A 25,681-nucleotide genomic window follows, 5' to 3' on the forward strand; every position below is an offset into this window, starting at 1 on the left:
CGCCGATGCGGGTGAGCCCAACGGTCGAGCCTTCATGCGACCAGTCCCCGCCGCACCAGCAGCGGCTCGATGTCGGGCGCACGGCCGCGGAACGATTCGAACGCTTCCATCGGGTCCACCGACCCACCCCGGGAGAGCAACTCGCGCCGGAACGTCTCGCCTTTCGCGCGGAGGGATGCGGAGCCGTCGTTGAACCAGTCCACGGTGTCCGCGTCCAGCACCTCGCTCCAGATGTAGGAGTAGTAGCCCGCCGCGTAGCCGCCGGAGAAGATGTGGGCGAAGTATCCCGTCCGGTAGCGCGGCGGAATCGCGTCTATCGCCAGGCCCGCTTTGCGCAGCGCCTCCGCTTCGAAGGTCTCGGCGTCGATATCGGCCAGTGCCTCGGGGTTGGGGGCGCGGTGCCATGCCCAGTCCAGCAGTGCGGCGCCGAGGTACTCGACGGTGCGGAAGCCTTCGCCGAAGCGCTCGGCGGCGGCCATGCGTTCGACCAGGTCGACGGGCATCGGGGCGCCGGTCTCGATGTGTTCGGCGTAGTTGGCCAGTACTTGCGGGTGGGCCATCCACATCTCGTTCACCTGTGAGGGAAACTCCACGAAGTCGCGCGGCACCTCGGTGCCGGAGAAGAACGGGTAGTACACATTCGAGAACAGTCCGTGCAGTGCGTGACCGAATTCGTGAAAGAGCGTCCGGACGTTGTCCCAGGTGAGCAGGGCGGGCTCGCCGGCAGGCGGTGTGGCGATGTTGAGGTTGTTGACCACCACCGGCTTGGTGCCGAGCAGTCGCGATTGGCTGACCAGTTCGTTCATCCACGCCCCGCCCCGTTTGGACGGACGGGTGAAGAAGTCGCCGAGGAACAGGCCGAGGGCGGTGCCGTCGGCGTCGAATACTTCGAAGACTCTGACCTCCGGGTGGTAGCCGGCCAGATCGTCGCGCTCGCGCAGGGTGATTCCGTATACCTGCTCGGCGGCGAAGAACACTCCGTCGCGCAACACCCGATCGAGTTCGAAGTAGGGGCGCAGAGCTTCGGCGTCGACGGAGAATCGTTCGGCCCGAACCTTTTCCGACCAATACTGCCAGTCCCAGGAGCGCAGTTCGGTATCGGCCGCCGCGGCAGTCGCCCGCATCGCGGTAGCCAGTTCCGCCGCCTCTCGCCCCGCGTTGGCCACCGCGGGCTCGATCAGCCGTCCGAGCATCTCTTCGACCGCTTCCGCGGTCTTCGCGGTCTGATCCTCCACCGCGTACGCCGCGTGGTCGGAGTAGCCCAGCAGCGCCGCCCGCTCGGCGCGCAGGGTGGCGATGCGGACGGCGACGTGGCCGTTTCGATCGTCCTCGCCCACACCGCGCCCCAGCGAAGCCACCATCACCCTGCGTCGTACATCCCGGTCGGCCAGCTCGGCGAGCACGGGTTGGTTGGAAAAGTTCTGGAGACGCAACGCCCACGCTCCCGCGTGCCCGAGCGAGCCGGCGTTCTCCGCGGCGGCGGCCACCGCCGCAGGGCTGAGCCCGGCCAGTTCGTCCACCGTCTCGATGATCAGCGCCGCAGCGTTGGTCGCGGCCAGGTTGTTCTGGCCGAATTCGGTTGCTGCGGATGCGATCTCGGCGTTGAGTTCACGCAACCGCGCCTGTCCCGCAGCGTCGAGTCGAGCGCCTGCCCGAACGAACCGGATGTGGTACTGCTCCAGCAGTCGCTGTTCCTCGGCCTCCAGGCTCAGCTCGTTGCGGCGTTGGTAGAGCGATTCGACCCGGGCGAACAGCGCGGGGTCGAGATAGACGGCGTCGCGGTGCGCAGCCAGCTTCGGGGAGATCTCGGCTTCGATGGCGTCGGTGCCCGCGCTGGAATCCGAGGCGGTCATGTTGAAGAAGACATTGGCAACGCGGGTGAGCAACTCTCCCGAATGCTCCAGTGCCACAATGGTATCGGTGAATGTTGGCGCATCGTCGCCGGAGGTGATCGCGGCGATCTCGGCCAGTTGCTCGACCATGCCACACTCGAACGCAGGCAAGTAGTGCTCCTCGCTGATCTCGGCGAACGGAGGCAGCTGGTAAGGAAGCGTGCTGGGCTCGAACAACGGGTTGGTCGTCATGGGGAAACCCTATGCCGGACTCGCAAGGCCTCGGCAGGGGTTCCGCCGAGACGCAGTCCGAGGGGCTATTGAACAGCGGTCAGTAAGTGCATAGTGTCGGATCATGGACTTCGCAGCATCGCCGCGCGCGGCCGATTATCACCGCAAGGTGGCCGACTTCATCGCCAAGGAGATCGAGCCGGTCGAGGAGCAGTATCTGCGGACGTTGCGGGAGCTGGACAACCCATGGGTGGTCCTTCCCGTGATCGAGGAGCTGAAGACCAAGGCACGTGAACAGGGTCTGTGGAACTTTTTCCTGCCCAAGGCGTACTCCGAGGCAACCGGACAGGGCGCGGCGCTCAGCAATGTGGAGTACGCGCCGCTGGCCGAGTTGATGGGACGCCATGTCATCGCCTCGGAGGTCTTCAACTGCAATGCGCCCGACACCGGCAACGCCGAGGTGCTGGTGCACTACGGTAGCGAGGCCCAGCAGCGCGAGTGGCTGGATCCGCTACTGGCGGGGGAGGTCCGGTCCGCGTTCTGTATGACCGAACCGGAGGTGGCCTCCTCCGACGCCACCAATATGGCGGCCACTGCGGTGCCGGACGGCGGCGACATCATCATCAACGGCCATAAATGGTTCTCTACCGGCATCGGTCATCCGCACTGCAAGTTCGTGATCTTCATGGGCCTGACCGATCCCGAGGCGCACCGCCATGCCAGGCACTCCATGGTGATCGTGCCGGTCGGCACGCCGGGCATGAAAATCGAGCGGATGCTCGAGGTGTTCGGTTACCACGACGAGCCCTACGGGCACGGCGAGGTCAGCTTCGATAATGTGCGCGTACCGCGTGCGAACGTGATCGCCGGTCTCGGAAAGGGTTTCGAGATCGCGCAGGGGCGCCTCGGCCCCGGGCGCATCCATCACTGCATGCGCACCATCGGGCTCGCCGAACGCGCACTGGAGATCGGCATCCGGCGCGCGATGGAGCGCACCGCGTTCGGCAAGCCCCTGGTCAACCTCGGCGGAAATCGGGAAAGGATCGCCCGCGCGCGGATCGCGATCAATCAGGCGCGACTGCAGGTCCTACACACTGCCTGGCTGCTGGACACCGAGGGCGCTTTCGGTGCGCTTTCGGAGCTTTCGCAGATCAAGGCGTCAGTGCCCAGCATGGCCTACGAGGTGATCGATATGGCGATCCAATTGCACGGCGCCGGCGGGCTGACCAACGACTTCCCACTGGCTGGAGCACTCGCGGGCGCGCGATCGCTGCGGCTGGCGGATGGGCCGGACGAGGTGCACCTCGGCGTCGTCTCGCGGATCGAGCTCGCGAAGTACAAGACCCTCGACCGATGAAAGAGGAGCTCATCGACACCGCGGGCGCGGTTCGCGACGAGGACGCCTTCGACATCGCGGCTGTGCACGACTGGCTCTCGCGGCAAGCGGACGGCTTGGTCGGAACTCCGACCGTGCGCCAATTCCCCGGTGGCGCATCGAATTTGACCTACCAACTTTCCTATCCGGACCGGGAGCTGATCCTGCGCAGGCCGCCGGGTGGGCATCGCGCGGCGTCGGCGCACGATATGCGCCGCGAGTTTCGCGTGCAAAGCGGTCTGAAGCCGGTTTTCCCGTATGTACCGACCATGGTGGCGTTCTGTGCCGACGAGTCGGTCATCGGCTCGGACTTCTATGTGATGGAAAAGCTCGAGGGCCTCATTCTCCGCCGTGACATCCCCGCCGAACTCGAACTCGGACCTGCCGCGTTGCGTGGCCTGTGTATCGACATGATCGACAAACTGATCGAGCTGCACCAGGTGGATGTCGAGGCCGTCGGGTTGACCGACCTCGGCAAGGGCTCCGGGTATGTGCGCAGGCAGATCGAGGGCTGGTCGGACCGCTACCGCAAGGCGCGCACCGAGAACGTGCCCGACTGCGAAGAGGTCATGGCTTGGTTGTCGGCCAATCAGCCCGACGACGTAGGAACCTGTCTGATCCACAACGACTATCGGTTCGACAACATCGTTTTCGACGACGATCTGGATGTGCTCGGCATCCTTGATTGGGAAATGGCCACCCTCGGCGACCCGCTGATGGAGCTGGGCGCCACGCTGACCTACTGGGTGCAAGCCGATGACGACGACGTCATCCAGCAGCTCCGACGCCAGCCGACCCATGTGCCCGGCATGCTGACCCGAGCCGAGATCATCGACTACTATTCGCGCGCAACCGGTCTGCCGGTAGACAATTGGACCTTCTACGAGGTGTACGGCATCTTCCGGCTTGCGGGCATCGTCCAGCAGCTATACCGACGCTTCCACGACGGCGGTACCCACAACCCGGTGTTCGAGGACTACTGGAAGTTCGTCGGCTACTTGGAGTCACGCTGCAAAGAGGCCATGGGCGCATGAGTCGCAGGCGCCCCCACCGCGGGCTCGGCCCGCAGTATTGCGGCCGAGGCGGCGGCAATGAGGCAGAACGCGACGGGTAGGAAGAAGGCGAGTCCGAGCGGCACGAAGTGGGTGAGTGGACCGATGATGGCGGGCCCGGCCAGTATGCCGAGATAGCCGAGGCCTGCTACCCGGGCGACGTTGACGCCGGCCGCCTTTCGGTCGGCATGGCCTGCGGCGCTGAAGAGTTGGGGGATACAGCCGGACAGCCCGGCGCCGAACACCGTCCAGCCGGCCAGAGTCAGCGCAATCCACGGGGACAGTGCCACCGCGGCGAGACCGACCGCCGCCACGGCTGCGCCGGCACGGAGGATGGCCGTCGGTCCGAAGCGCGCGGCGACTCGGTCGGCGAGCAGCCTGCCGACGGTCATGGCGGTCGCGAACGCGCCGTAGGCGAGGGCGGCGGTGGCGGCGGGTGCGGCAAGAGCGTCTCGCAGATGCAGCGCGCTCCAGTCGTTGGCGACGCCTTCACACAGCATAAGCATGAGGGCGAGTACGGCGAGCAGCCAGATGCGCCGAGGCGTGCCGTGCGGCATGTCCGGTACGAAAGCTTCGGGGATGTCACGGATTTCGGGGCGCAATAGTGCGGGAGCGGCCAGCCCGGCGACGATGCCGCCGACCAGTGCCGCCGTCGCGAGGGTTGCCGCCGGGTGGAGGTCCCAGCTGAGTGCGCGCGCGCCGATCAGCGCGGCAACTACGCCACCGAGTGAGTAGGTGGCGTGGAATGCGGACATGACCGGACGCTCATAGCCGTGCTCGACCTGGACGGCGTGGGCGTTCATGGCGACATCGAGACAGCCGTTGCCGAACCCGAGCGCCAGCAGCGCCGCTCCCAAGATCCAGGCATTCGTGGCCGACGCCGGCAGGACCACGGTTGCACTGCACAGCGCCGCGCTGACCGGGACAACGACGCGTGCGCCGAAGCGATCGGCGAGTGGACCCGCGACCTGCATGCCGGCGCAGGCACCGGCGCCGAGCAGCAGCAGGAGCCAGCCGAGGGCGGCATGCGTGATGCCGACTCGGTGCTCGATGGCGGGGATGTGGACGACCCACATGCCGATGATGAACCCGTTCAATGCGAAGTATACGAAGGTGGCCATCCGCGCGGCCGGTAGCGATCTCTGCACAATTTCGAACATATCGCACAGCTTCGATGTTCGTAAGATTGACTTTCAAACAGGAATTCTGTTCAATCGTGAGTGTGTCCAGCACCGATCGACTGCAACGGATCGCCGAAGCCGTGCGCGACGCCGGCCGGCTCGGGGTGGTGGAGTTGGCCGAACTCACCGGCGCCTCCGAAATGACCATCCGGCGTGACCTGGAGACTTTGGCAGGTCAAGGTGTCTTGGAGCGTTATCGCGGCGGGGCCCGAAGTCTCATGCTGCGCGGCGAGGAGCCGCCCTTCGCGTTGCGGGCACGCGAGGGCCTGGCGATAAAGCAGCGTATTGCCGCCGAAGTCGCCGAGCTGATCGCCGATGGTGAATCCGTCGTGATCGACAGCGGCACGACATGTCTCGAGGTGGCCCGGGTGCTCGAAGACCGGCGGCTGACGGTGCTGCCGCTGTCCCTCCACGCGGTGAACGCACTGACTGCGGCGCCGCTGTTGACCCTGTTGGTGCCGGGCGGCAAGCCCCGGCAGGGAGAGCTGGCGATGACCGGTCCGCTGGCTCTGGCCTCGTTGGCGTCATTGCGTTTCGACACCGCCGTTCTCGGCTGCTGCGGCCTGACCGCTGCCGACGGCCTGACCGCCTACGACCTCGACGACGCGGCGGTCAAGCGCGCCGCCATCGCTTCGTCGCGCCGTGTCGTTGTCGTCGCCGAATCCACCAAACTTTCCGTGACCGCCCTCGCTTTCGTCGCCCCCGTCTCGGCCCTGCATGCGGTGATCACCGATGAGTCGGCAGACGCCGCCGAGATCGCAGCGCTGACCGCCGAGGGTGTCACTGTCCGAAAGGTGTGAGCGTCGCACCGGCGGTACCACTTGCTGCCATATCCACCCGCCCGATCTGAAACCGGGCGCGCCTGGATGGAGCGACTCCTGCATGGGTTGCGACGGACTTCGCTCGGCCTGCCGAGCCGTGGGTTGATTCTGCTCTGTGGTGCCGATCAGACGGCTGCCTCGCCGCCATACATGCTGGTGTGGGCGTCGAACAGGCCTTGTCGAGGTGGTGTCCCACTAGGGTGAACGGCATGGTCGAATCGACGAGAATCGTGCTGGCGTCCCGTCCGGTGGGTGCACCGACCCCGGCGAACTTCCGTACCGAGACGATGGAACTGCCCGCTCCGCGCGCGGGCGAGGTGCTGTTGCGGACACTGTACTTGTCGCTTGATCCGTATATGCGGGGACGGATGAGTGCGGCGAAATCCTACGCGCCGCCGGTCGAGATCGGCGGGGTGATGATTGGCGGCACGGTCGCCGAGGTCATTGAGTCGCGCGATCCCGCGCTCTCGAAAGGTGATGTGGTGCTTGCCTATTCGGGCTGGCAGTCCCATGATGTCGCGCCTGCGGGCAGCGTACGCAAGCTGGATCCGGACGCAGCGCCTGCCTCGACGGCGCTCGGTGTGTTGGGGATGCCGGGATTCACGGCGTATTCGGGGTTGTTGAAGATCGGTCAGCCGGCGCCGGGGGAGACTGTGGTGGTCGCCGCCGCGAGCGGGCCGGTCGGATCGGCGGTCGGGCAGATCGCCCGGATCAAGGGCGCGCGTGCGGTGGGGATCGCCGGTGGGCCGCAGAAGTGCACGTATGTGCGCGACGAGCTCGGCTTCGATGCCGCCATCGACCACCGGGCGCCGGACTTCGTGGAGCAACTGCAGGCAGCCGTGCCGGACGGCGTCGATGTCTACTTCGAAAATGTCGGCGGTGCCGTAGCCGATGCGGTCTATCCCCTGCTGAATACCTATGCGCGCGTGCCGGTCTGCGGTCTCATCGCCAACTACAACGCATCCGGCGTGCCGGAAGGACCGGATCGGCTGCCCGGCTTCTACGGCCGAATTCTGACCAAGAGCCTCACCGTTCGCGGCTTCATCCAGAGCGAGTTCGTGAAGGAGATGTTCAAAGATTTTCTGCGCGACATGTCCGGGTGGATCGCCGACGATCGGGTCCGCTATCGCGAGGACATGGTCGACGGCCTCGAGCATGCTCCTGCAGCGTTCATCGGCATGCTCGAGGGCCGCAACTTCGGCAAGGTTGTAGTGCGAGTCGGGTAGTGACTACACCGACGCGGGCGACAATGCGATCTTCGCGTGCCGTCCAGGGGTTTCGCTGGCCGCTGCCGCATCTGCCGCGGCCTCCAGTGGATACACCGCCTCGACGTTCAGGCGCAGTGCGCCGCCTGCCGCCATCCCGACCAACTCGCCGATCAGTCGGCGCATATCGTCCGTGCTGGTGTTCTCGGCCCGCTTGGAACCCCAAAAGCCTTTGACCACGGCCTGTTTGAAGATCATCGCGCCAGGGTTGATGATCAGCGGCTGTCCGGACAGCGCACCGAAGGAGATCAGCTCACCATTCGGTGCGAGCAGCGATAACAGTGCGTCGGCCGCGCGCCCGCCGACCTGGTCCACCGCACGGACAATCGGTGCGCCCGAAGTGGATTCGGCGGCGCGCTCGGCCCAGTCATCGGTCTCGGTGTCGACCGCCGGATCGAAACCCAACTCCTGCAACGCCTGCACCGACGCGGACCCGCGCACCAGATTGAGCACGTGGACGCCACGTTGCCGCGCAAGCACATTCATCAGGCGGCCGACCGCGCCGTTGGCGGCGTTGACAGCAATCCAATCGCCGGGCGACACCTGCAGATCTTCCAGCAGCATCAACGCGCTGAGTGGCATCGCCAGCAGCTGTGCGGCGGTTTCGTCCGAGACGCCATCGGGCAGTGGGACCACCTGTGCGGCCCTGGCGACGAAGTACTCGGCCCATGCCGCGTGAATGCCGGAAACGCTGACGCGCTGACCGATTTCGAGGCCGGTCACGCCTGGTCCGAGCGCATCGATCCGTCCAACGGCTTCGGTACCAGGGATTGCGGGCAGCGTCGGCTTGTAGCCGTACACCCCGCGGACGATGGCCAGATCGTGATTGTGAATCGGCGCGAGGATCAGCTCGAGCCGCACTTCGCCCGCGCCGGGTTCCGGTGTCGGTCGTTGTGCGGCGGTCAGTACATCCTTCGGTTCGCCGAACTGCTCGATGACTACAGCGCGCATGATCAGTCCTCCGCGACGACGACGGCAACGGCGATATTGCCCCGGGTTGCGTTGGAGTACGGGCACACCTGGTGGGCCTTGTCGGCCAGTGCCTGCGCCTCGTCGATGCTCAGGTGCGGCAGCGAAATCTCGAGGGTGACCGCGAGCTCGAAGCCACCCGTCTCGTTCGGGCCGATACTCACCTTCGCGCCGACCGCGGAGTCCTCGACGTTCGCCTCGGTCTGCTTGGCGACAAGGCGCAGTGCCGAGTGGAAGCAGGCCGCATAGCCCGCAGCGAACAGCTGTTCGGGATTGGTGCCCTCGCCGTTGCCGCCCATTTCCTTGGGGATCGACAGGTTCACATCGATCTTGCCGTCGGTGCTGCGGGCGTGCCCGTTGCGCCCGTCGCCGGTAGCCAGTGCCTCTGCGGTGTAGAGGGTCTTCATGCCTGTTCTCCTTCGATCGGAATGGGAAAGCTCAGAGATGGGAAAGCAGCGAATCGGTCATGCGCCGCAAAATTTCGCGCAGTGTCGCGAGCTCGTCCATGGACAGGCCCGCGGCCTCGGCCATACAGGCGGGGATCTCGACGGCCTCGGCCCGCAACGCGCGGCCACGCTCGGTCAGTTGGATATCGACGCGACGTTCGTCGACGGCAGACCGTCGCCGTGCCACCATCCCTGCCGCCTCCAGTCGTTTGAGCAGCGGTGACAGGGTTCCGGAGTCGAGGGCGAGTGCATCGCAGAGATCGCCGACGCTGCGGTCGTCGCGTTCCCACAATGCCAGCATCACCAGGTACTGCGGGTAGGTCAGGCCCAGGCGTTCGAGCTGTGGGCGGTAAACCGCGGTCATCGCCCGTGACGCCGCGTACAGCGGAAAGCAGATCTGCTCGTCGAGGGTGAGGTGCTCGGTCATGGCGACAACGGTAGTGGGCAATTATATTGTGTACAACCTATTTGGGAGTGCTTCGCATCACAACCCACCTGAGCGGGCGATCGCTCGGCGACCCACAGGCCGTGCTCGATCTCGGGGCCGCGGTGCAGGCGCTGCCCGCGCTCGGCGGTTCCACCGCGCCGCCGCGGATTGGTTCGGCAGGCACATCGGAACATGATGTCAGGGCTTGCGGCCGATACCGGCCCAGTACCAGGCGGATTCGGGGTCGACGGGTTTCCGCGCCGACCCGGTGGGCAGCCGGCCGGTCAATTCCGGTCGCCAGGTGACGACGGGAACCACCCCTGGTTCGATGAGTTCGGTTCCGGCGAACAGTCCCTCGGTTTCGGCGCCGCTGCGCGGGTGGAAGGTGATGCCCGCCTGTTGCGCGGAGTGCACCACTCGGGCCATGGCCCGGGCATCGAAATCGGCAGTGGGGTGGGTGATGACGAGGTAACTGCCGGAAGGGACGGCGTCGAGCAGGGCGCCGATCACTGCGTGCGGGTCGTCGGTGTCGTGGAAATACATCATGATCGCGACCAGCATGATCGCGACCGGGCGGTCGAAGTCGAGGGTCGCGGTGCGGGCGGGATCGGCGAGGATTGATGTCGGGTCGTGCAGGTCGGCGTGGATGAACGAAGTCTTGCCCTCCTGGGTGCTCGACATCAGCGCCCTGGCGTGTGCGAGGACGATCGGGTCGTTGTCGACATAGACCACGCGTGTGGCGGGATCGAGGCGCTGTGCGACTTCGTGGGTATTGCCCGCGGTCGGGATGCCGGTCCCGATATCGAGGAACTGGTCGATGCCTGCCTCGCCGACGAGGTAGCGCACCGCTCGGCCGAGAAAGGCCCGATTGGCGCGGGCCATGCTGCGGATGGCGGGGATGTGGGAGGCGATCGCGTCCCCGAGGGCTCGGTCGGCCGGGTAGTTGTCCTTGCCGCCGAGCCAGTAATCGTAGACGCGGGCCTCGTGTGCGACGTTCGTATCGATCTTGGTCGGCAATCCGGCAATGGCCTGATCCTGGCGGTCCGGCATAGTGTTTTCCCTCCACGGAGTCGCCGTCGTGCAGCGACTCCTCACCGCGAATTTTCCCCGCTCAGGATATGCCTGGCGAACGCTTGGCATGCGCGATTGCGCTGGATGGCCACCAAGTGCCTGGTGTGGTCACCAGGGTGGTCAACGCGGCACGTTATGCGGTGAGTCACAGTACAATCGGTGTGTCGCCCCAGCTAGGTGATCTTGATGAGGTTGAATTGATCAGGTCACAGAGTTTTCTTTCAGCAAACGAGCGGAAAGTGGGACGCGACAGGGCATCCGACTGCCGCGTCGACGGCCACAGATAGCGCCGCCGCGCCGGTGATTCGAGGCATTTCTCGGCGGCGCATCGCGTTTCGGAGTACCTCTGACTCTTCCTTCTGCAGCATCACCCCGGCATGCGATAAGGAGCCTGAAAAGTGAGCATGATTCTCGCTGCGCTGCACGACACCGTTCTCGCAGAGGTCGGCAATCCGACACCGGAGGCGCCACCTATGGCGGACAAGCTGTTGCAAATGGGTCGCTACTTCACCTGGCTCATCCAGCTGTCCGGTATCACCGCGATCACCTACGGTGGCGGCCGCTTCGCCTGGGAGAAGTGGAACGGTGGCGGCCTGCAGTCGCCGAAGATGATCGCCAGCGCGATGGCGGGCGGTGCCGTCGCGACGAGTGCGGGCACGATCATGAATTCGGTGATCGGCTGACGAGCCGGACGCTGTCGACCACGCGCCGCGGCATTATCGGTGCGTGGTCGATCTGTTCCACGGTGCGATAGGCAGGAAACGGCGATAGTGTGCCGGTCGGCTCCACGAACACCGTCTAGCTGACTGGCGGCCCGCCGCCCGACTCGAAGTCTCCCCGGCGTCGACGGAACCGAATGACCGCGATCGTTGTCGCGGGGCGGTTGAATAGACAGAAATAGCCGTCTGACAGGGAGGTTCCGATGACTGTTTCCGCCCGTGCACTGCTCGACGGTATCCAGGCGGAGTTGGGCCCGCACGACGACGACAACCGCTTGATCCCGCTGATCACGGCAGGTAAGGCGCCACTGGCGGTCTTCGCGGCGATAGCGGCGGAGGAGCAGCGCATCACCAGCAGCGACTGGCGCAGTTTCCACGCGATGGCGGCGCGGTCGGACGAACCGCACGCCAGTGTCTTCTTCGGAGGGCTCCCGCCAGGCGAACGGCATGCTGGACGCGCTGGTGGCGGCGGTGGGACCCGACCAGGGCATGGAGCTGCCGAGGGCGGGCTGCCAGGCATATCCGGCCTATGTCGCCTGGTTGGCGATGCACGCCGAACCCGCCGCCGCGGCAGCGGGTATTTACTCGAATTTCGCCGCATGGAGCCGCTACTGCAAGACCGTGGCCGAGGCGATGCGCACCCACTACGACTTCGACGACCCCGCGTGCGCGTTCTTCGACTTCTTCGCCGCCGAGGTCTCCGAGGTCGAGCAGCGGGCCCTCGCCGCCATCCAAGCCGGACTCGACACCGGGCGGCTGAAGCCGGGTGAGGCGCATCTATACGCCAGGCTCTTCCAGAATTACGAGCTCATGTTCTGGAACACCCTCGCCGACGAGTTCTCGGCGTAGCCTCACGCCGCTCGATGAAGTGCTGAGTTCCCGTGCTACGCAGCAGTCCCAGCGCCGAAGTCGCCGGGCTGCCAGGTGCCGCCGAGTAGACGACTGCCCGGTCGATGTCGGGTACGAACAGTGCATTGCGATCGAGCACCACCGGTCCGGCTCGGGATGATCGACGGTCTTGGTGGCACTGCGCCGGTTCCCGGTGCGCCTTCACGCCACAGTCGTCGAATCGCTCACTGCGCGAACGTAATTCGGCGGTCAACCAGGTGGCGGCATCGGTGAGGTCGCCTTCGCGAACCAGAAGTAGTGCATCTTCCATCTATTCGGCGCGCGTCGATGTTCGTGACGCCTTCGCGCAGCGGCTGGCCGTCCACGACACGGGCAAAGGCTGTCTGCGCTTCTGGAACCCGGCGTGGATCGACTACGACCTCGTGCGCGACCTGCTGCGAGCCACGGTGGCCACCCGCGGCCAGATCTGCTGATGCCCCGATAGAGAATTTCTTCTCTGAAGAGACGGGTCGCGGGCGGCGCAGCGATGTGCCAGTCCGTCGAGGCGGTGCAGATTCGGCATCGCCACGGACAAGCGCTGAGGCGCACACTCGAAGGGTGGGTACGGCCGAGGGCGATGCGGTGCGCGGCGAGCTGATTCGACATATCGCCGTGGTGCTCGACGATCTCGTGTCGCGCGCCGAACGAGCCCGACCCGGCAGAAGTGGCGCGGAGGCGGAGTGGCTCGATCGGCTGCTGGCCGAGCTGCGCCCGATGGCCGAGCAGGCGCATGATCTGGAGGTCACGCGTACGATCCGCGACATTGTCGCCCGGCACGGGTCCGGGCCGTGGCCGGCCGAGGATGTGGCTGCCATCGTGGATGCGGATCCGGCGGCGGTCCGCCGGATTCTGGACGCGCTCACCGCGGCGGGGCCGGCATGGCCCGGATCCGGCGAGACCGGGCGCTGATCGGGCAGAGTCGTGCAAGAAGTTCTCCGAATACCAGAGTAGGTACGGCCGCGAGACGCTCGGACTACCGACGCCGCCGGTTCGGGCTGTCTCGCTCGGATATCGCTCGGCTCGCGCACCACTGCTTCGTCTCGACTCGCCCTTTTCCTTTCTGGCCTGCGGGAATGGCGAACCCGATCAACCCGATCCAGGCGCCGTCGGTGCACTGCGCCCATGCGTAGAGCCAGCCGGGTACGACGGCGGTGAGGTCGAGGCCGGCCTGCTTGATGCGCAGCGATACCTCGTCCTTGCGGAACGCGCCTTGCGGTGCGAGCGCGAGGCTCAGGTCGACGAGTACCTGCTTGGGAGGATCGACAACTCGCCGGAGCGGTTCGGAGAACTCATCACTCCAATACTCGAACATACGTGCGATAATTCCACATACCGATCGGTTGCTCGGGAGAGGTGCTCAATGGTGAACGTGGGAGATCGTGTGCTGCCGGCACCCTGGTGGAGTTTCGGTGGTCCAGGTACTCGAGGTCGACGGTGAGACCGCGATCGTCGAGTCGGTCGAGGTCGATGCGCCGGGCCGCCATCCCTTCCCTGCGAAGGTGCCCTCGGTGATCCTGGCCGATACGGACTCCGGAGGCCAGTAGTGGCCAGATCTCGTTTGGAGTCCCACATCCGCGATTCACGACCTGTACGACGAGTTGAACCTGGCAGAACGCGCTGGCACCTGGACTGGGCAGGACTTCATGCTCGGATTCGTCGGTGACGTAGGCGCTCTCGCGAAGTCGGTGATGGCGGTCGAGGGGGTGACGCGAATCGTTCCGGTGAACGGCTCCGGCCTTCGCAGGCTTCGGCTACCTGCTTATCGGTGAACGATTGTTCGTGAGTGCGACACCTGGCCCCTACTGACTTTCACGGTCCAGGCGGATCTGGGCTACCAGGGCGCGGTGGTCGGCGCCTGGTAGGTCCACCGTCTCCACCGCGACCGCGCAGCCCTCCGCGACGAGGATATGGTCGATGCCGACCACAGGCGGCCACCATTTGTCGGTCGGATAGGTGACCAGATGTCCAGCACCCGCCTGTTCGGCGGTATCGCCGAAACGTCCTGACAACATTGCGCGGTACTGCCAATGATCGTAGGTCGCGTTGAAGTCGCCACCGACGATCGCCGGCCGATCCGATGGCGACTGCTCGAGAATCGCGCGCAGACGGGACAACTCGGCTGCCCACACCTGGGTGCCGAACACCGGGGGCACCGGATGGAAGGCGTACACCGTAACAGGCCCGGCGCCCGGAATGTCTGCGGTTGCCGAGAGCTGGTTCAGCACGAACCCGTCATACTCAACGGTCTCCGACAGCGGGTAGCCGCTCCAGATTCCCGTCCCGGCCGCGGTCCTTCCCGGAGAGAGATACCGGTACGGCAAAATCTGGTCGAGCCCTGCACGGCCGAGACCCTCGACCGCCGCCGGGGTGAGTTCGTTGACGGTGAGCACGCCGATGTTCCGCGCGCGTACCTGGTCGACCAGTGCCCCGGGATCCGCTCCGTCGAACAGAAGGTTGGCCTGCATCACCATCACGGCGGGTCCTTCGCCGCCGCCCGAGCGATGGACGTACAGCGGAGCTCCAGTCCAGACTGCCGCGGTCACGACAACGACCGCCACACCCGCACTGACCCAGTGGCGCATGGCTACAAACGCCACAACCCCAATGAGCGCGGCGCCCATCAGATACGGCGCGCCCGAAGCCGCCAAGACCAACACCCGAGACCACGACCGACTGAAGTGCAACGCGACCCCGGCGCCTCCCGCCAGTGTCGCGGTCCACCCGAGCACACCGACACCGACCCGAACCAACTTCGACATCACACCCAACAGACAAACACACGAGTCCCACAACACATGTCGATGGTCAACTGGCGACAGGAGACGAGGACGGTCTGCCTCCCCAGTATTTCCTGATACAGGCTGCGTCCACACAGGTGCGGTGCGATGTGGCGGGTCTGCTCGATGTGGAAGCGCATCTGCCCTGCATCAGAGGCGGACCGAATGATGTCGCCATCTGGTCCTGCGATGACACCGTCCAGCGACACTGTGCGCATTCCGCCACTTCGCCGCAACCACCACCGACATGCGTCATTGCGCCGTAACAGCACAGCGAGAACAGCGAATTCGCTGGGATACAGTGTCCTAATGCCCGATGAAGCGCATCCCACGCCCGTGGTGCGTGTCGAAGCGGCCGAAGACCACGACCTGCTCTCGCTCGCTGCACAGCTGTGTTTTGCCCTGTACTCCACGTCCCGGTCGATGACAGCGGTCTATCGGCCTTTCCTCGACGCGATGGGGGTGACCTACCCGCAATATCTCGCGCTGCTCGCGCTGTGGGAACGACCTGCCATCACGATGAAGGAATTGGGTGAGCAACTACGCCTCGACTACGGCACGGTCTCTCCGCTCATCCAGCGGCTACAGGCGCACGGCCTGGTCGAGAGCATTCGCAGCGCGCACGATCGCCGAGCGGTGGAACTGCGCGCGACCGACGCGGGGCAGGCCCTGCGGCATCAGGCCCGCGAGATGATCGAGTCGGTGCTGGCCGCTGTCGACTATCCGCTGGACACCGTCATCGCGTTGCGCGACGAGGTCAACGCACTCGGCGAGCGACTCGACTCCATCGTCGCCACGCGTTCGGAGCGGTAGTCGGAGCTGTCCGGTCAAGCGTCGAGCACCTGTGCCCGACGCCTGACCACCGGAGGTTCGGTGGACCACGGGAAGTTGATCCAGCGGTCGGTGCGCCGCCAGACATAGTCGCAGTCGACCTCCGAGTGCGGCTTCTGGTAGATCACCGCGCAGCGGACCTCGGCCACGTGGTCGGCACAGAAGTCGCGCACCAGCTTCAGGGTGGCGCCGGTGTCGGCGACATCGTCGGCGACCAGGACTGTCGCACCCGCGAGGTCGACGGCCTGTGGTACCGGCGGCAGCATGACCGGCAGGTCCAGACGCTGGTCGATGCCGGTGTAGAACTCGACGTTCATTACGTGCAGGTTCTTCACAGCGAGTGCGTAGCCCAGCGCGCCCGCGACGAACAGGCCGCCACGGGCGATCGAGAGGATCAGGTCGGGCTCGAATCCGTCCTCGGCGATCTCGGTCGCCAGTTCTCGACTGGCAGAGCCGAACAATTCCCAGGTCAGGACTTCCCGATCCGCCATTGGATCCTCCATCTCGATCGACTCCGCTGTGTAACGAGCATACGAGCGGCTGATCGAGGCCGCGCCACCCATTCACCGGCGACCCGGGCGCACGTCTCGAAGCTTCGACCGAGCTGGATAGGGTGACCGTGTGCGGATCTTTCTGGCCGGCGCGACCGGTGTCATCGGAGTGCGGCTGCTGCCCTTGCTGATCGCGGCAGGACACGAGGTAGCGGGCATGACCCGTTCACCGTCGAAGGCCGAGCAGGTGCGCGCCGCCGGCGCGCGGCCGGTGGTTTGCGATGTCTACGATCTGGCCGCGCTGACCGCCGCGGTTGTCGAATTCCGGCCCGACCTCGTGATGCATCAGCTCACCGACCTGCCCGACGATGCCGCGCTGTTGCCGGAGCTGGCGGGCGCGAATGCACGGATCCGGACCGAGGGGACGCGCAACCTGCTCGCTGCGGCGCGGGCCGCGGGCGCACAACGGTTTCTCGCACAGAGCATTGCGTGGGAGCCACCCGCCGGACGCGGTGAGGTGATTCGCGATCATGAGGCGGCCGTGCTCGCTGCGGACGGTGTGGTTGTCGAATACGGCCAATTCTATGGACCCGGAACGTATTACGAGACCGAACCGCCTGCCGAGCCGCGGGTGCACATCGATACCGCGGCCGCGCGGACGGTGGAACTGCTCGAAGCGGACAGCGGGGTGGTGATCGTCGCCGACTGATTGCCCAGATCTATTGCGTGGTAATCAATTTCGCGGCGAACTCGTAATCCCGTCGCCAGTCCGGGCCGGTCGGGGCGAGGGTCAGTCGTCGCACTCCCGCGCCGGCATAGGCGGCCACCTGCTCGGCGGCGTGCCCTGGATCGGCCGACAGGGCGGGTGCGACAACGGTTACCGCCGGAGTCGGTCGCCCGTGCTGTGCGGCGAGTTCCCCTAGCTCGGTGATTTCCGCGCCTATCCGATCTGGCTCGGTCTGGAGCGTGATCCATCCGTCGCCGTAGGCGGCGGCGCGGCGTCGTGCTCGATTCCCATTGCCCGCCACCAGGACCGGCGGCATCGCCGAACCGGGCGACAGCGTCACCTCCAGGCCATCGGGCAATATCGTCGGCTGCCCGGTGACGAGTCCGGGCAGCATCTGCAATGCCGCATCGGTCCGGCGTCCGCGATCCTCGAACGACAGACCGGCGGCCCGCCACCCGACATCGCCGTGCGCGGGATTGCCGGTGCCGACACCGAGCAGGAGCCGATTGTCCGACACATACTGCAACGAGCTGATCTGCTTGGCAGCCCAGGCGGTCGGCCGCAACGCCAAAAGCAAGACGTTGTAGCCGATCCGAATCCGATCGGTCACCGCCGCCGCGGTCGCCAGGGTCACGGTGCTGTCCAGCATCGGCGCGCTGGCGATGAGATGGTCTGTGGACCACACCGATTCGATTCCGAGCTCTTCGGCGAACCGCGCACTCGCCCGGACATCGCCCAGAATCGGTTGCAGCGGATCCGGTGTGGATGTCGGCAGGATTACGCCGATCTGCATTGTCATTACTTGTCCCGTCGGTTGTCGTTCGTCTGCTGTCAACGCTAGGGACTGTGGGTGAGTGTTCCAATGGCTGGAATGCTCAGCGTTATGCCCGGAACGCTCATGGGCCCGATGTTCGTCCGAGTCGAGCCTGCTGAACATCGGGACGTGTTCGGCGCGCGGCTGCCCCGGATCGCGCTGACCAGCGCCTATATTGGCGCAGAGGCGACAGGCGTCCTCATCGAAGGAAGGAGTCCAGGTGCGCAGGACAATGTTCGTCGGGTCGGTAGTCGGGGTTGCGATGCTGGCAGCGATGGTGGGCGGCGCGGTGGCGGGCGCGCGGGTGCCAGGGGAGGGCGCGGTGAAGGTGCAGGCGGTCACCGGATTGGATCGGCTACCAGTGACCGGTGTGGAGGTCGGGGTCATGCCGTGCGCCACGGGTGCGGTATCGGCGACGGTGACGACCGGCGGTGACGGGACGGTGACACGGAGCCTTCCCGAAGGGTGCTACCGAGTAGAGGTCACAGCGGTGCCGTCCGGCTGCCAGTTGGCCGACCCCACTCACGTTCAGGTTGCCGTCGTTCCCGGTGTCACACCGGTCGCCGAATTCCGCTTCCGCTGTGCGTGACCCGGGTCAGCGTCGCTGTAGCCGGACCTGCAAACCGTCCTTCGGGCGCGGGAGAGATGTTCTGTCCCACTGCAATTCGTAGCCCGGCTCGACCGACCACTCGAACTTTTGCAGCAGTTGATGCATGAATGCCTTGACCTGCATGCCACCGAAGTATTGGCCGATACATTTGTGCGCGCCTGCCCCGAAGGGAACCCATGCGTGCTTGTGGATCTTGTCCTCGCGTCGTTCCTCGGAGAATCGGCCGGGATCGAAACGCTCTGGTTCGGGCCAATACTCGTGCATGTGATGGGTGAACTGCGGCATCACCGTGACAAAGGTGCCCGCCGGGATGAAATGGCCGAGCACCTCGGTGTCGGCTACTGCGGCGCGCGGGATGCTCGGCAGGGGAGCGAGCAGACGTAGCGATTCTTTCATGACGAGATCGAGTGAGGTCAGCTGTTCCTGACTGCTGTAGTCGAGCACATCGGTGCCGAGTGCCGTACTCTCGGCGCGGCAACGCTGCTGCCACTGCGCATGTTCAGCCAGGTAGTACATCATCGTGGACAGGGTGATGGTCGTTGTATCGTGCGCGGCCATCAACAGGAAGATCATGTGGCTGACCACATCGTCATCGGTGAAGCTTCGCCCGTCGTCGGAGCGTGCGTGACACAGTGCGCTGAACAGATCGTCGCCGCTGCCGGCGCGTTTGGCGGGCAACTGCTTTCGCAACATCTGCTCGAGTACCTTGCGGCCGTGCAGGCCGCGTGACCAACGCAGCCCGGGTACCGGGAAGCGCAGATAGGCGGTGCCGCCGCGGACGCAGTCGATGAAAGCCTGATTCACCCTGTCGGATTCGTCGCCGAGGGCGGCGCCCATGAAGGTTCTTGTCGCGATGTCGAGGGTCACCTGTTTGATGGCCGGGTAGGCGCGGAAGGCGTCCGCCGCTGTCCAGTCCGCCAGGCCACGCTCGATGATCGGGTTCATGGCGTCGAGATAGCCTGTCAAGCGGGAGCGGGTGAAGGCCTGCATCATGATCCGCTTGTGATAGAGATGCTCCTCGAAATCGAGCAGCATGATGCCGCGCCGGAAGAATGGTCCGATCAGGTAGTCCCAGGCCGGACCGCTGCCGAATGCCTTGTCCCGGTTGGCCATCGGAATGTCCCAGGCGTCGGGACCGAGCAGGATTACGACCTGCCGGCCGAAGCCCGTCGTCCATGACACCGGCCCGTAGCGGGTGTAGCGTTCGCGTGCCCACGCTTCCGGGTGATGCAGCATTGCGTAGCTTTCCCCGATGATCGGCATGCCGCGCGATCCGGCGATGGATTTCAGGCCGCTGTTCTTCGGTGGCGCGGTCGGCGGGCTGATCAGGAAGGTCGACATCGGTTCCTCCACTGCGAGGGGAAGCTGACTGTGATCTATGTCAACTTTGCATAAAGTCTGAACTTGACATGGCTGTGTGTCAAGATTGGGTCATGACTTCGGTGGTCCGTCCCTTCCGGGGGGTCAGTGCTGAGGATCGGCTCGCGCAACGTCGTGCCGATCTGATCGAGGCGGGCTTCGATGAGGTGGGCGCGAACGGCGTCGTGAAGCTGACCATGACATCGGTGTGTGAGCGGGCGGGGCTGACCCAGCGCTATTTCTACGAGCAGTTCAGCAGCAGGGAAGATCTGCTCGTCGCGTTGTTCGACACGATGTTCGAGGAGTTCTTCGCCCTGGCGCGCGCGGCGGTCGAGGCACAACCGGAGGACCTGTTCCTGCGCGCTCGTGCCGCGATGGAGGTTTTCGTCGACTATTTCACCGGTGACCCACGCAGGGCGCGATTGTTCACCGAAGCGATCGGCAGCGAGGTCGCCGCGCCGCGCAAGGCAGACTCGGTCCGCCGGTTCGCCGAGTACACCGCCGAACAGGCGGAGCTCGTGCACGGCCCCTTCGTCGGCCGCAAGCGCACGCGGCTACTGCTTGCCGCCCACATCATCGTCGGCGGGCAGGCGGACGCGGCGGCGCAATGGCTCAGCGGCGCAATAGATCTACCGCGTGCGGAGTACATCGAGGAATTGGCGCACCTGTTCGTGGCCGCGGTCGACGCCGCACGCAATGACGCCGACCGCGGCTAGAAGCACCCTGGTCGAGCAGAATCCACGATTGCCGGGTGGTTCTCGAAATCTGCAGGTGCGGTGCGCGATCAGGTCGACGTGAGGTCGAGTACAGCTTTGCCCTGGATCCGGCGGGCCACGAGTTCGTCGGCTGCTTCGGACGCACGGGTCCACGGGCCGCGCCAGCCGACTTGCGGGTCGAGCTTGCCGGACTCCAGAAGCCGCAATAGGTAGGCGAGATCCTTGCCGAACGGGGTGCTCACGTTGAAATTCTCCAGCCTGCCGCGCGCAGTGTTGACGCGGGCCTGCTCGAAATCGATGAGGGTCGGCTCACCGGAGGCTTTGCCGATGGCCAGGACGACGCCGTCGTCTTCGAGACGGTCGAACGCCTCGGCCAGCTGACCGCCTCCCACATTGTCGATGACGCCGTACACCGGTTCGGTCAGCGCGGCAGGTCCGAGCACGATCTCGTCCGCGCCGAGCTCGCGCAGCCCCTCGCCGCGAGCAGGGCTGCCGACGGAGGCGATGACATATGCGCCCGCCAGCGCCGCGAGCTGAACCGCGAATCGGCCGACACCGCCCGAGGCTCCGGTGATCAGCACCCGGCGGCCGAGTACCGCGCCGAGCCTGCGGCAGGCCTGCAGTGCGGTGACGCCGGCGACGGGAAGTGCGCTGGCCGCAAAGAGATCCACGCCGTCGGGCACCACGGCGAGCTCGGTGGTGTCGACGGCGCGCAATTCCGCCCATGCGCCGCCCCAGCCGAAGGACACCACGCGGCTACCGACGGCCGGTCCCGAACCGTCGAGGGCGGCTTGGACGAGGACACCCGCCGCGTCCCACCCGGAAACATAGCCCGGCAGCGTCTGCGGTGATCGGTAGACGATCTCGCCGAAATTGAAGGAGATCGCGGCGACCTGGATCAGCGCTTGTGTGTCACGTGGTTTCGGGTCGGGTGCGGTACCGAGGCTCAATTGATGTGGGGCATCGGGATCATGAACGAGGGCTTGCATCACATGCTTTCGCGCGGCAGGGACCCGGACCGCCGTGCGGTCCGGGTCCGGGTGGAAAGGGTCAGGCGTTCAGCGTCGGATAGTCGGTGTAACCGAGGTGATCACCGCCGTAAAAGGTGGCTCTATCGGCCATGTTGTACGAGCCGCCCGCGCGAATGCGTTCGGGCAGATCAGGATTGGCAAGCCACGGTTCTGCCATCGCGATAGCGTCGGCGATGCCGCCGCCGAGCGCTTCGGCGCCGATCTCTGGACGGCTCGGGAAGGAATCCGGTGTCGGGTGTGCGCAAAGAACAAGTGTCCCAGGCCATTGCGCTCGGATGAGCTCGGTGATGTCTCGGGTGAGAATCTCGAATACGTGGAGATAGGCGAGCGGGATCGGCGTCAGCGCCCGTACCAGTGCGGTGTAGAGCTCGGCGGTGTCGTTCTCGGCCATACCGTTGAAGGTGATGCCGGGTGAGAGCCGGAGGCCGACTCGTTCCGGCCCGATCGCGGAACTGACGGCCTGCACGACCTCAACGGTGAACCGCAGACGAGCCTCCAGTGATCCGCCATACCCGTCGGTCCGCCGGTCGGTCGTGTCGGACAGGAACTGGTGCAACAGAAAGCCGTTCGCTCCGTGCAGTTCCACGCCGTCGAAGCCCGCCTCGACGGCGTTGCGGGCGGCGGTGACAAAGTCGGCCATCGTTTCGGCGATGTCCGCGACCGTCATTTCGCGAGGCGTGGGGCGATCGAGCGCCCCGTCAGCGGTGAACAGCTGCTCCCCGGACGCGATCGCGGAGGGCGCGAGTGGGAGGGCTCCGTCGGTGTAGAGGCTCGAGTGTCCGATCCTGCCGCAGTGCACCACCTGGGCGAAGATCCGCCCACCGGCCGCGTGTACGGCTTCGGTCACGGGCCGCCATGCCTGTACCTGTGCTGCCGTGTGCAGCCCGGGAGACTGGTGAGAGCCCTGGGCGATCTCGCTGATCGCGATGGCCTCGGAGATGATCAGGCCCGCGGACGCGCGCTGTGCGTAATACTCCGCGGTCAACGCGGGGACCACGCCACCGGGCGCGCGATTGCGGCTCATCGGCGCCATCACCAGGCGGTTGGGCAAGTCCAGCTTGCCGATAGTCAGCGGCTCGAAGTATCCGCTCATGTGACTCCTCGGTCGATCGTCGGCATGCGGGATCGGCACATCCGTCGGGTGGCGGTGCGCTGGATCCTGTGTTGCCCAGGGGTCGAGATCAGGTGATCCGTCGCACGGCAATCTGTGGGCGCGGGCGGCGGGGCTTACCCCTCAACGATGGCTGCTGTGGACACCGAGATCAATGACGAGTCATTCAACGAAGCGTTAGCCACGCTAATGGATGGAGGTGCGGAGCCAGTTGCCCGCCTCGACTCGAGGCTGTCCTACGCATCGTGCGCTGCCTGCTGTGCGATCGCGCGCCGGGCATAGGCGCGGACATCGGCGTCGGAGTCGTCGATGGCCTGTTTCAGCGCATCGTGCGCGGATCCGTCGTCGGGCCACGTACTCAGTGCGAGCACGGCGGCTTTGCGGACGTCGAGGTGCGGGTCGAGCAGGGCGTCGGTGAGTGCGGGCACCGCGGTGGCAGGGTCGGCTCCGGCCAGTCCGCGGGCGGCGCCTACTCGGACCTGCCATGCGGAATGCTGGAGTGCGTTCGTGAGGATCGGGAAGTCGTCGCCTGGAGCGACGCCGAGACTCGCGAACGCGGCCAGTGCTGCGGCGCGCACCAGGGGATCGGGGTCCGCTGCGAGCGACCGCACAGTGTCGACACCCTCGTGCGCGATGGCCGCGATGCCGTGGGCGACGGCGATGCGGACTTCACGATTCTCGTCGTCGGCGGCCGAGGCGACACCGCGCCAGTCGTCGAGCGACACCAATGCCCGGACCGCCTCGATGCGCACTCGGTGATCCGTATCTGTCAGTGCAGCAATGAATTGTGCTACCGAACCGGAGCGCAGTGCCCGTAGCAGGTCGATGACGGTCGCGCGCACGACGGGATCGGGCGAATCGAGCCGATCCGACAGACCTGCCGCCGCGGGCAGCACCTCGACGAGTTCACGCAGGCTGGCGGTGGCCGCACGGCGTACCGAGGCCGCGGCGTCATCGAGCGCGTCGATCAGGATCGTGGCGAAACCGTCCGGAGTGTTCTCGGTCAGCACCGCAAGCGCAGCCACCCGTACACCCGCGTCCTCGTCAGCGAGGTAGGTCGAGAGTTCTTGCACCGTAGGAGAATCCAAGGCCAGCAGGGTCACAAGTCGGGGTGAGGGCGGCTCGATCGAATCACGGACGGTGCGGCGGGCAGCTGCGGGCGCACGACCACCGACCAACTCCGGCTGCTGGACCGGGACAACGGTGGAGTCCGCCGAAGGGAGATCGTCGAGACCGGGTACGGGAACCAGATACGGCGCGACCGGACGCTTGAGGAACTCCATGCTGCCATCGGAGTTCTTGCGTAGGTTGAGATGGTAGCGCCACTCGGCGTCGTCGCGGTCGGGCAGGTCGGCGCGTTCGTGGTAGAGCCCCCAGCGTGATTCGGTCCGGGTGAGCGAACTGCGTGCCGCCATTTCGGCGCAGTCGCGGATAAACGACACCTCGACCGCGCGCATGAGCTCATGCGGCGAGCGAGCACCGATTTCGGCGATCTCGCCGCGCATACGCTCGAAGGTCTCGACCGCGATGGAGAGCTTCGCAGCCGTCTTCGGCGGGGCCACATAGTCGTTCACGAAGCGGCGCAATTTGTACTCGACCTGCGGCTGCGGTGGGCCGTCCGGTTGGCGCAGCGGCCGGTAGATCAGCTCATGGGCTTCGGCCAGCTGAGCTTCGGGGAGTGCGGCGGGCGCCGTGAGCTCGGAAAGTGTGGCGGCGGCGTGCGCGCCTGCCAGGTCACCGAAAACGAAAGCGCCGATCATGTAGTTGTGCGGCACGCAGGCCAGATCGCCCGCCGCGTACAGGCCGGGGACGGTGGTTCCAGCGTGCTCATCGACCCAGACACCGGAAGCGGAATGTCCACCGCACAAACCGATTTCGGAGATGTGCATCTCGATGTCGTGGGTGCGGTAGTCGTGGCCGCGGTTGGCGTGAAAAGTACCGCGAGTGGGGCGTTCGGTGGTGTGCAAGATCCCTTCGAGCGTGGTCAGCGTCTCGTCGGGCAGATGTGACACCTTGAGATAGATGGGCCCACGCGCGGATTCGATCTCGCGCTTCACCTCCGACATCATCTGCCCCGACCAATAGTCGGAGTCGACGAACCGCTCGCCTGCGGCGTTGACCTGATAGCCGCCGAACGGGTTGGCGACGTAGGCGCAGGCCGGACCGTTGTAGTCCTTGATCAGCGGGTTGATCTGGAAGCATTCGATGCCGCTGAGCTCGGCGCCCGCGTGGTAGGCCATCGAATAGCCGTCGCCCGCATTCGTCGGGTTCTCGTAGGTGCCGTAGAGGTACCCGGAGGCGGGCAGACCGAGCCTGCCCGACGGACCGGTCGCAAGAATCACTGCCTTGGCACCTACCGCGACGAATTCGCCGGTGCGCGTGTTCAATGCGGCCGCGCCGACCGCACGGCCCTCGGTGGTGAGCACCCGGACCGGCATCAGCCGATTCTCGATCCGGATCTTTTCGCGCATCTTGCGCTGGCGCAACACGCGATACAGCGCCTTCTTGACGTCCTTGCCCTCGGGCATCGGTAGCACGTACGAGCCGGACCGGTGCACACGGCGTACCGCGTACTCGCCGTATTCGTCCTTCTCGAACTTCACGCCGTAACGCTCGAGCCGCTGCACCATCGCGAAACCGCGGGTCGCGGTCTGATAGATGGTGCGTTGGTTGACGATTCCATCGTTGGCCCTGGTGATTTCGGCGACGTAGTCCTCCGGTTCGGCTTTGCCCGGGATGACCGCGTTGTTGACACCGTCCATACCCATCGCGAGCGCGCCGGAGTGCCGCACGTGTGCCTTCTCGAGCAGCAGCACATTCGCGCCATGCTCCGCCGCGGTGAGCGCGGCCATGGTGCCCGCGGTGCCGCCACCGATGACCAGCACGTCGCAGTCCATTCGAATCCGATCGGACAGGTCCGGAATCCGCAGGGGCCCT

The 25,681-nt window shown here is 65.8% G+C and carries 27 protein-coding genes; 13 read left to right on the forward strand and 14 right to left on the reverse strand.

What is annotated here, in order from left to right; genetic code table 11:
- Positions 1–32 precede the first annotated feature (32 nt).
- Positions 33–2,084: a M3 family metallopeptidase gene (locus AB0M74_RS08440; RefSeq protein WP_364903344.1), complete on the reverse strand. Its 2,052-nt coding sequence runs from the start codon at positions 2,082–2,084 to the stop codon at positions 33–35.
- Between the two features lie 103 nt (positions 2,085–2,187).
- On the opposite strand from AB0M74_RS08440, the gene AB0M74_RS08445 reads away from it, so the two are divergent.
- Positions 2,188–3,420, forward strand: coding sequence for an acyl-CoA dehydrogenase family protein (locus AB0M74_RS08445; protein WP_364903347.1), 1,233 nt, complete (start codon positions 2,188–2,190; stop codon positions 3,418–3,420).
- Positions 3,417–4,472, forward strand: a complete 1,056-nt coding sequence (locus tag AB0M74_RS08450) for a phosphotransferase family protein (protein ID WP_364903350.1) — start codon at positions 3,417–3,419, stop codon at positions 4,470–4,472. Before AB0M74_RS08445 ends, AB0M74_RS08450 begins: the two co-directional genes overlap by 4 nt.
- On the opposite strand, the gene AB0M74_RS08455 is transcribed toward AB0M74_RS08450, so the two are convergent.
- Positions 4,433–5,611, reverse strand: a complete 1,179-nt coding sequence (locus AB0M74_RS08455; protein WP_364903353.1) for an MFS transporter — start codon at positions 5,609–5,611, stop codon at positions 4,433–4,435. The two genes, AB0M74_RS08450 and AB0M74_RS08455, sit on opposite strands and share 40 nt — an antisense overlap.
- Before the next feature lie 101 nt (positions 5,612–5,712).
- On the opposite strand from AB0M74_RS08455, the gene AB0M74_RS08460 reads away from it, so the two are divergent.
- Entirely contained in the window at positions 5,713–6,471 is a 759-nt protein-coding gene (locus tag AB0M74_RS08460) for a DeoR/GlpR family DNA-binding transcription regulator (protein ID WP_364903356.1), read from the forward strand.
- Positions 6,472–6,701: 230 nt separating this feature from the next.
- Complete coding sequence (locus AB0M74_RS08465) at positions 6,702–7,718, forward strand: NADP-dependent oxidoreductase (protein WP_364903359.1); 1,017 nt, start codon at positions 6,702–6,704, stop codon at positions 7,716–7,718.
- A 3-nt stretch (positions 7,719–7,721) separates the two neighbouring features.
- On the opposite strand, the gene AB0M74_RS08470 is transcribed toward AB0M74_RS08465, so the two are convergent.
- The 4 genes from AB0M74_RS08470 to AB0M74_RS08485 form a co-directional block, all read right to left on the reverse strand.
- A complete protein-coding gene (locus AB0M74_RS08470) occupies positions 7,722–8,708 on the reverse strand; it encodes a zinc-binding dehydrogenase (protein WP_364903362.1) in 987 nt (328 codons plus the stop codon).
- A 2-nt stretch (positions 8,709–8,710) separates the two neighbouring features.
- Positions 8,711–9,133, reverse strand: a complete 423-nt coding sequence (locus AB0M74_RS08475; protein ID WP_364903365.1) for an organic hydroperoxide resistance protein — start codon at positions 9,131–9,133, stop codon at positions 8,711–8,713.
- Positions 9,134–9,164: 31 nt separating this feature from the next.
- Positions 9,165–9,599 (reverse strand): MarR family transcriptional regulator, encoded by a 435-nt coding sequence (locus tag AB0M74_RS08480; protein WP_364903368.1) that lies wholly within the window; start codon positions 9,597–9,599, stop codon positions 9,165–9,167.
- A 198-nt stretch (positions 9,600–9,797) separates the two neighbouring features.
- Entirely contained in the window at positions 9,798–10,649 is an 852-nt protein-coding gene (locus AB0M74_RS08485; protein WP_364903371.1) for an SAM-dependent methyltransferase, read from the reverse strand.
- 425 nt (positions 10,650–11,074) lie between these two features.
- Here AB0M74_RS08485 and AB0M74_RS08490 point away from each other — a divergent pair, with 425 nt between their 5' ends.
- From AB0M74_RS08490 to AB0M74_RS08505, 4 genes are all read left to right on the forward strand, one after another.
- Positions 11,075–11,353, forward strand: coding sequence for a hypothetical protein (locus AB0M74_RS08490; RefSeq protein ID WP_364903669.1), 279 nt, complete (start codon positions 11,075–11,077; stop codon positions 11,351–11,353).
- A gap of 447 nt (positions 11,354–11,800) precedes the next feature.
- Entirely contained in the window at positions 11,801–12,238 is a 438-nt protein-coding gene (locus AB0M74_RS08495) for a hypothetical protein (protein WP_364903374.1), read from the forward strand.
- Positions 12,239–12,507: 269 nt separating this feature from the next.
- Positions 12,508–12,711, forward strand: a complete 204-nt coding sequence (locus AB0M74_RS08500) for a hypothetical protein (RefSeq protein ID WP_364903376.1) — start codon at positions 12,508–12,510, stop codon at positions 12,709–12,711.
- Between the two features lie 124 nt (positions 12,712–12,835).
- Positions 12,836–13,186 carry a hypothetical protein gene (locus tag AB0M74_RS08505; RefSeq protein WP_364903379.1) on the forward strand — a complete coding sequence of 117 codons (351 nt, stop codon included), beginning with the start codon at positions 12,836–12,838 and terminating at the stop codon, positions 13,184–13,186.
- A gap of 64 nt (positions 13,187–13,250) precedes the next feature.
- On the opposite strand, the gene AB0M74_RS08510 is transcribed toward AB0M74_RS08505, so the two are convergent.
- Positions 13,251–13,589, reverse strand: coding sequence for a hypothetical protein (locus AB0M74_RS08510; RefSeq protein WP_364903382.1), 339 nt, complete (start codon positions 13,587–13,589; stop codon positions 13,251–13,253).
- 97 nt (positions 13,590–13,686) lie between these two features.
- On the opposite strand from AB0M74_RS08510, the gene AB0M74_RS08515 reads away from it, so the two are divergent.
- Entirely contained in the window at positions 13,687–13,821 is a 135-nt protein-coding gene (locus tag AB0M74_RS08515; RefSeq protein WP_364903385.1) for a hypothetical protein, read from the forward strand.
- A 255-nt stretch (positions 13,822–14,076) separates the two neighbouring features.
- On the opposite strand, the gene AB0M74_RS08520 is transcribed toward AB0M74_RS08515, so the two are convergent.
- Positions 14,077–15,036 (reverse strand): endonuclease/exonuclease/phosphatase family protein, encoded by a 960-nt coding sequence (locus tag AB0M74_RS08520; RefSeq protein ID WP_364903387.1) that lies wholly within the window; start codon positions 15,034–15,036, stop codon positions 14,077–14,079.
- 327 nt (positions 15,037–15,363) lie between these two features.
- Between AB0M74_RS08520 and AB0M74_RS08525 the strand changes: the two genes are divergently transcribed.
- Positions 15,364–15,867 (forward strand): MarR family transcriptional regulator, encoded by a 504-nt coding sequence (locus AB0M74_RS08525; RefSeq protein WP_364903390.1) that lies wholly within the window; start codon positions 15,364–15,366, stop codon positions 15,865–15,867.
- Positions 15,868–15,881: 14 nt separating this feature from the next.
- Here AB0M74_RS08525 and AB0M74_RS08530 read toward each other — a convergent pair whose 3' ends face one another.
- Positions 15,882–16,376, reverse strand: coding sequence for a phosphoribosyltransferase (locus AB0M74_RS08530; RefSeq protein WP_364903393.1), 495 nt, complete (start codon positions 16,374–16,376; stop codon positions 15,882–15,884).
- Between the two features lie 130 nt (positions 16,377–16,506).
- On the opposite strand from AB0M74_RS08530, the gene AB0M74_RS08535 reads away from it, so the two are divergent.
- Positions 16,507–17,085, forward strand: coding sequence for an NAD-dependent epimerase/dehydratase family protein (locus tag AB0M74_RS08535; RefSeq protein ID WP_364903395.1), 579 nt, complete (start codon positions 16,507–16,509; stop codon positions 17,083–17,085).
- A gap of 10 nt (positions 17,086–17,095) precedes the next feature.
- Here the strand turns inward: AB0M74_RS08535 and AB0M74_RS08540 are convergent, their stop codons facing one another.
- Complete coding sequence (locus tag AB0M74_RS08540) at positions 17,096–17,902, reverse strand: LLM class flavin-dependent oxidoreductase (RefSeq protein ID WP_364903398.1); 807 nt, start codon at positions 17,900–17,902, stop codon at positions 17,096–17,098.
- Between the two features lie 235 nt (positions 17,903–18,137).
- Here AB0M74_RS08540 and AB0M74_RS08545 point away from each other — a divergent pair, with 235 nt between their 5' ends.
- Positions 18,138–18,506, forward strand: a complete 369-nt coding sequence (locus AB0M74_RS08545) for a SpaA isopeptide-forming pilin-related protein (protein WP_364903401.1) — start codon at positions 18,138–18,140, stop codon at positions 18,504–18,506.
- Between the two features lie 6 nt (positions 18,507–18,512).
- Here the strand turns inward: AB0M74_RS08545 and AB0M74_RS08550 are convergent, their stop codons facing one another.
- The gene (locus tag AB0M74_RS08550) at positions 18,513–19,868 is read right to left on the reverse strand and encodes a cytochrome P450 (RefSeq protein WP_364903403.1); all 1,356 of its coding nucleotides are present in this window, start codon (positions 19,866–19,868) and stop codon (positions 18,513–18,515) included.
- 92 nt (positions 19,869–19,960) lie between these two features.
- Here AB0M74_RS08550 and AB0M74_RS08555 point away from each other — a divergent pair, with 92 nt between their 5' ends.
- A complete protein-coding gene (locus AB0M74_RS08555; protein ID WP_364903407.1) occupies positions 19,961–20,602 on the forward strand; it encodes a TetR/AcrR family transcriptional regulator in 642 nt (213 codons plus the stop codon).
- A 68-nt stretch (positions 20,603–20,670) separates the two neighbouring features.
- Here AB0M74_RS08555 and AB0M74_RS08560 read toward each other — a convergent pair whose 3' ends face one another.
- The 3 genes from AB0M74_RS08560 to AB0M74_RS08570 form a co-directional block, all read right to left on the reverse strand.
- Positions 20,671–21,591, reverse strand: a complete 921-nt coding sequence (locus tag AB0M74_RS08560) for a zinc-binding dehydrogenase (RefSeq protein WP_364903408.1) — start codon at positions 21,589–21,591, stop codon at positions 20,671–20,673.
- A gap of 61 nt (positions 21,592–21,652) precedes the next feature.
- Entirely contained in the window at positions 21,653–22,726 is a 1,074-nt protein-coding gene (locus tag AB0M74_RS08565; protein ID WP_364903411.1) for an alkene reductase, read from the reverse strand.
- Positions 22,727–22,980: 254 nt separating this feature from the next.
- Complete coding sequence (locus AB0M74_RS08570; RefSeq protein WP_364903672.1) at positions 22,981–25,674, reverse strand: fumarate reductase/succinate dehydrogenase flavoprotein subunit; 2,694 nt, start codon at positions 25,672–25,674, stop codon at positions 22,981–22,983.
- Positions 25,675–25,681: the final 7 nt, after the last annotated feature.

Source organism: Nocardia sp. NPDC051463 (genome assembly GCF_040681975.1).
Classification (GTDB): Bacteria; Actinomycetota; Actinomycetes; order Mycobacteriales; family Mycobacteriaceae; genus Nocardia.

Coding starts and splice junctions, on each gene's coding strand:
- AB0M74_RS08465 (WP_364903359.1), top strand. CDS start 6,702: ATGGTCGAATCGACGAGAATCGTGCTGGCGTCCCGTCCGGTGGGTGCA.
- AB0M74_RS08530 (WP_364903393.1), bottom strand. CDS start 16,376: ATGGCGGATCGGGAAGTCCTGACCTGGGAATTGTTCGGCTCTGCCAGT.
- AB0M74_RS08455 (WP_364903353.1), bottom strand. CDS start 5,611: ATGGCCACCTTCGTATACTTCGCATTGAACGGGTTCATCATCGGCATG.
- AB0M74_RS08550 (WP_364903403.1), bottom strand. CDS start 19,868: ATGTCGACCTTCCTGATCAGCCCGCCGACCGCGCCACCGAAGAACAGC.
- AB0M74_RS08440 (WP_364903344.1), bottom strand. CDS start 2,084: ATGACGACCAACCCGTTGTTCGAGCCCAGCACGCTTCCTTACCAGCTG.
- AB0M74_RS08540 (WP_364903398.1), bottom strand. CDS start 17,902: ATGACAATGCAGATCGGCGTAATCCTGCCGACATCCACACCGGATCCG.
- AB0M74_RS08480 (WP_364903368.1), bottom strand. CDS start 9,599: ATGACCGAGCACCTCACCCTCGACGAGCAGATCTGCTTTCCGCTGTAC.
- AB0M74_RS08450 (WP_364903350.1), top strand. CDS start 3,417: ATGAAAGAGGAGCTCATCGACACCGCGGGCGCGGTTCGCGACGAGGAC.
- AB0M74_RS08565 (WP_364903411.1), bottom strand. CDS start 22,726: ATGAGCGGATACTTCGAGCCGCTGACTATCGGCAAGCTGGACTTGCCC.
- AB0M74_RS08520 (WP_364903387.1), bottom strand. CDS start 15,036: ATGTCGAAGTTGGTTCGGGTCGGTGTCGGTGTGCTCGGGTGGACCGCG.
- AB0M74_RS08485 (WP_364903371.1), bottom strand. CDS start 10,649: ATGCCGGACCGCCAGGATCAGGCCATTGCCGGATTGCCGACCAAGATC.
- AB0M74_RS08470 (WP_364903362.1), bottom strand. CDS start 8,708: ATGCGCGCTGTAGTCATCGAGCAGTTCGGCGAACCGAAGGATGTACTG.
- AB0M74_RS08510 (WP_364903382.1), bottom strand. CDS start 13,589: ATGTTCGAGTATTGGAGTGATGAGTTCTCCGAACCGCTCCGGCGAGTT.
- AB0M74_RS08555 (WP_364903407.1), top strand. CDS start 19,961: ATGACTTCGGTGGTCCGTCCCTTCCGGGGGGTCAGTGCTGAGGATCGG.
- AB0M74_RS08475 (WP_364903365.1), bottom strand. CDS start 9,133: ATGAAGACCCTCTACACCGCAGAGGCACTGGCTACCGGCGACGGGCGC.
- AB0M74_RS08445 (WP_364903347.1), top strand. CDS start 2,188: ATGGACTTCGCAGCATCGCCGCGCGCGGCCGATTATCACCGCAAGGTG.
- AB0M74_RS08525 (WP_364903390.1), top strand. CDS start 15,364: ATGCCCGATGAAGCGCATCCCACGCCCGTGGTGCGTGTCGAAGCGGCC.
- AB0M74_RS08490 (WP_364903669.1), top strand. CDS start 11,075: ATGATTCTCGCTGCGCTGCACGACACCGTTCTCGCAGAGGTCGGCAAT.
- AB0M74_RS08560 (WP_364903408.1), bottom strand. CDS start 21,591: ATGCAAGCCCTCGTTCATGATCCCGATGCCCCACATCAATTGAGCCTC.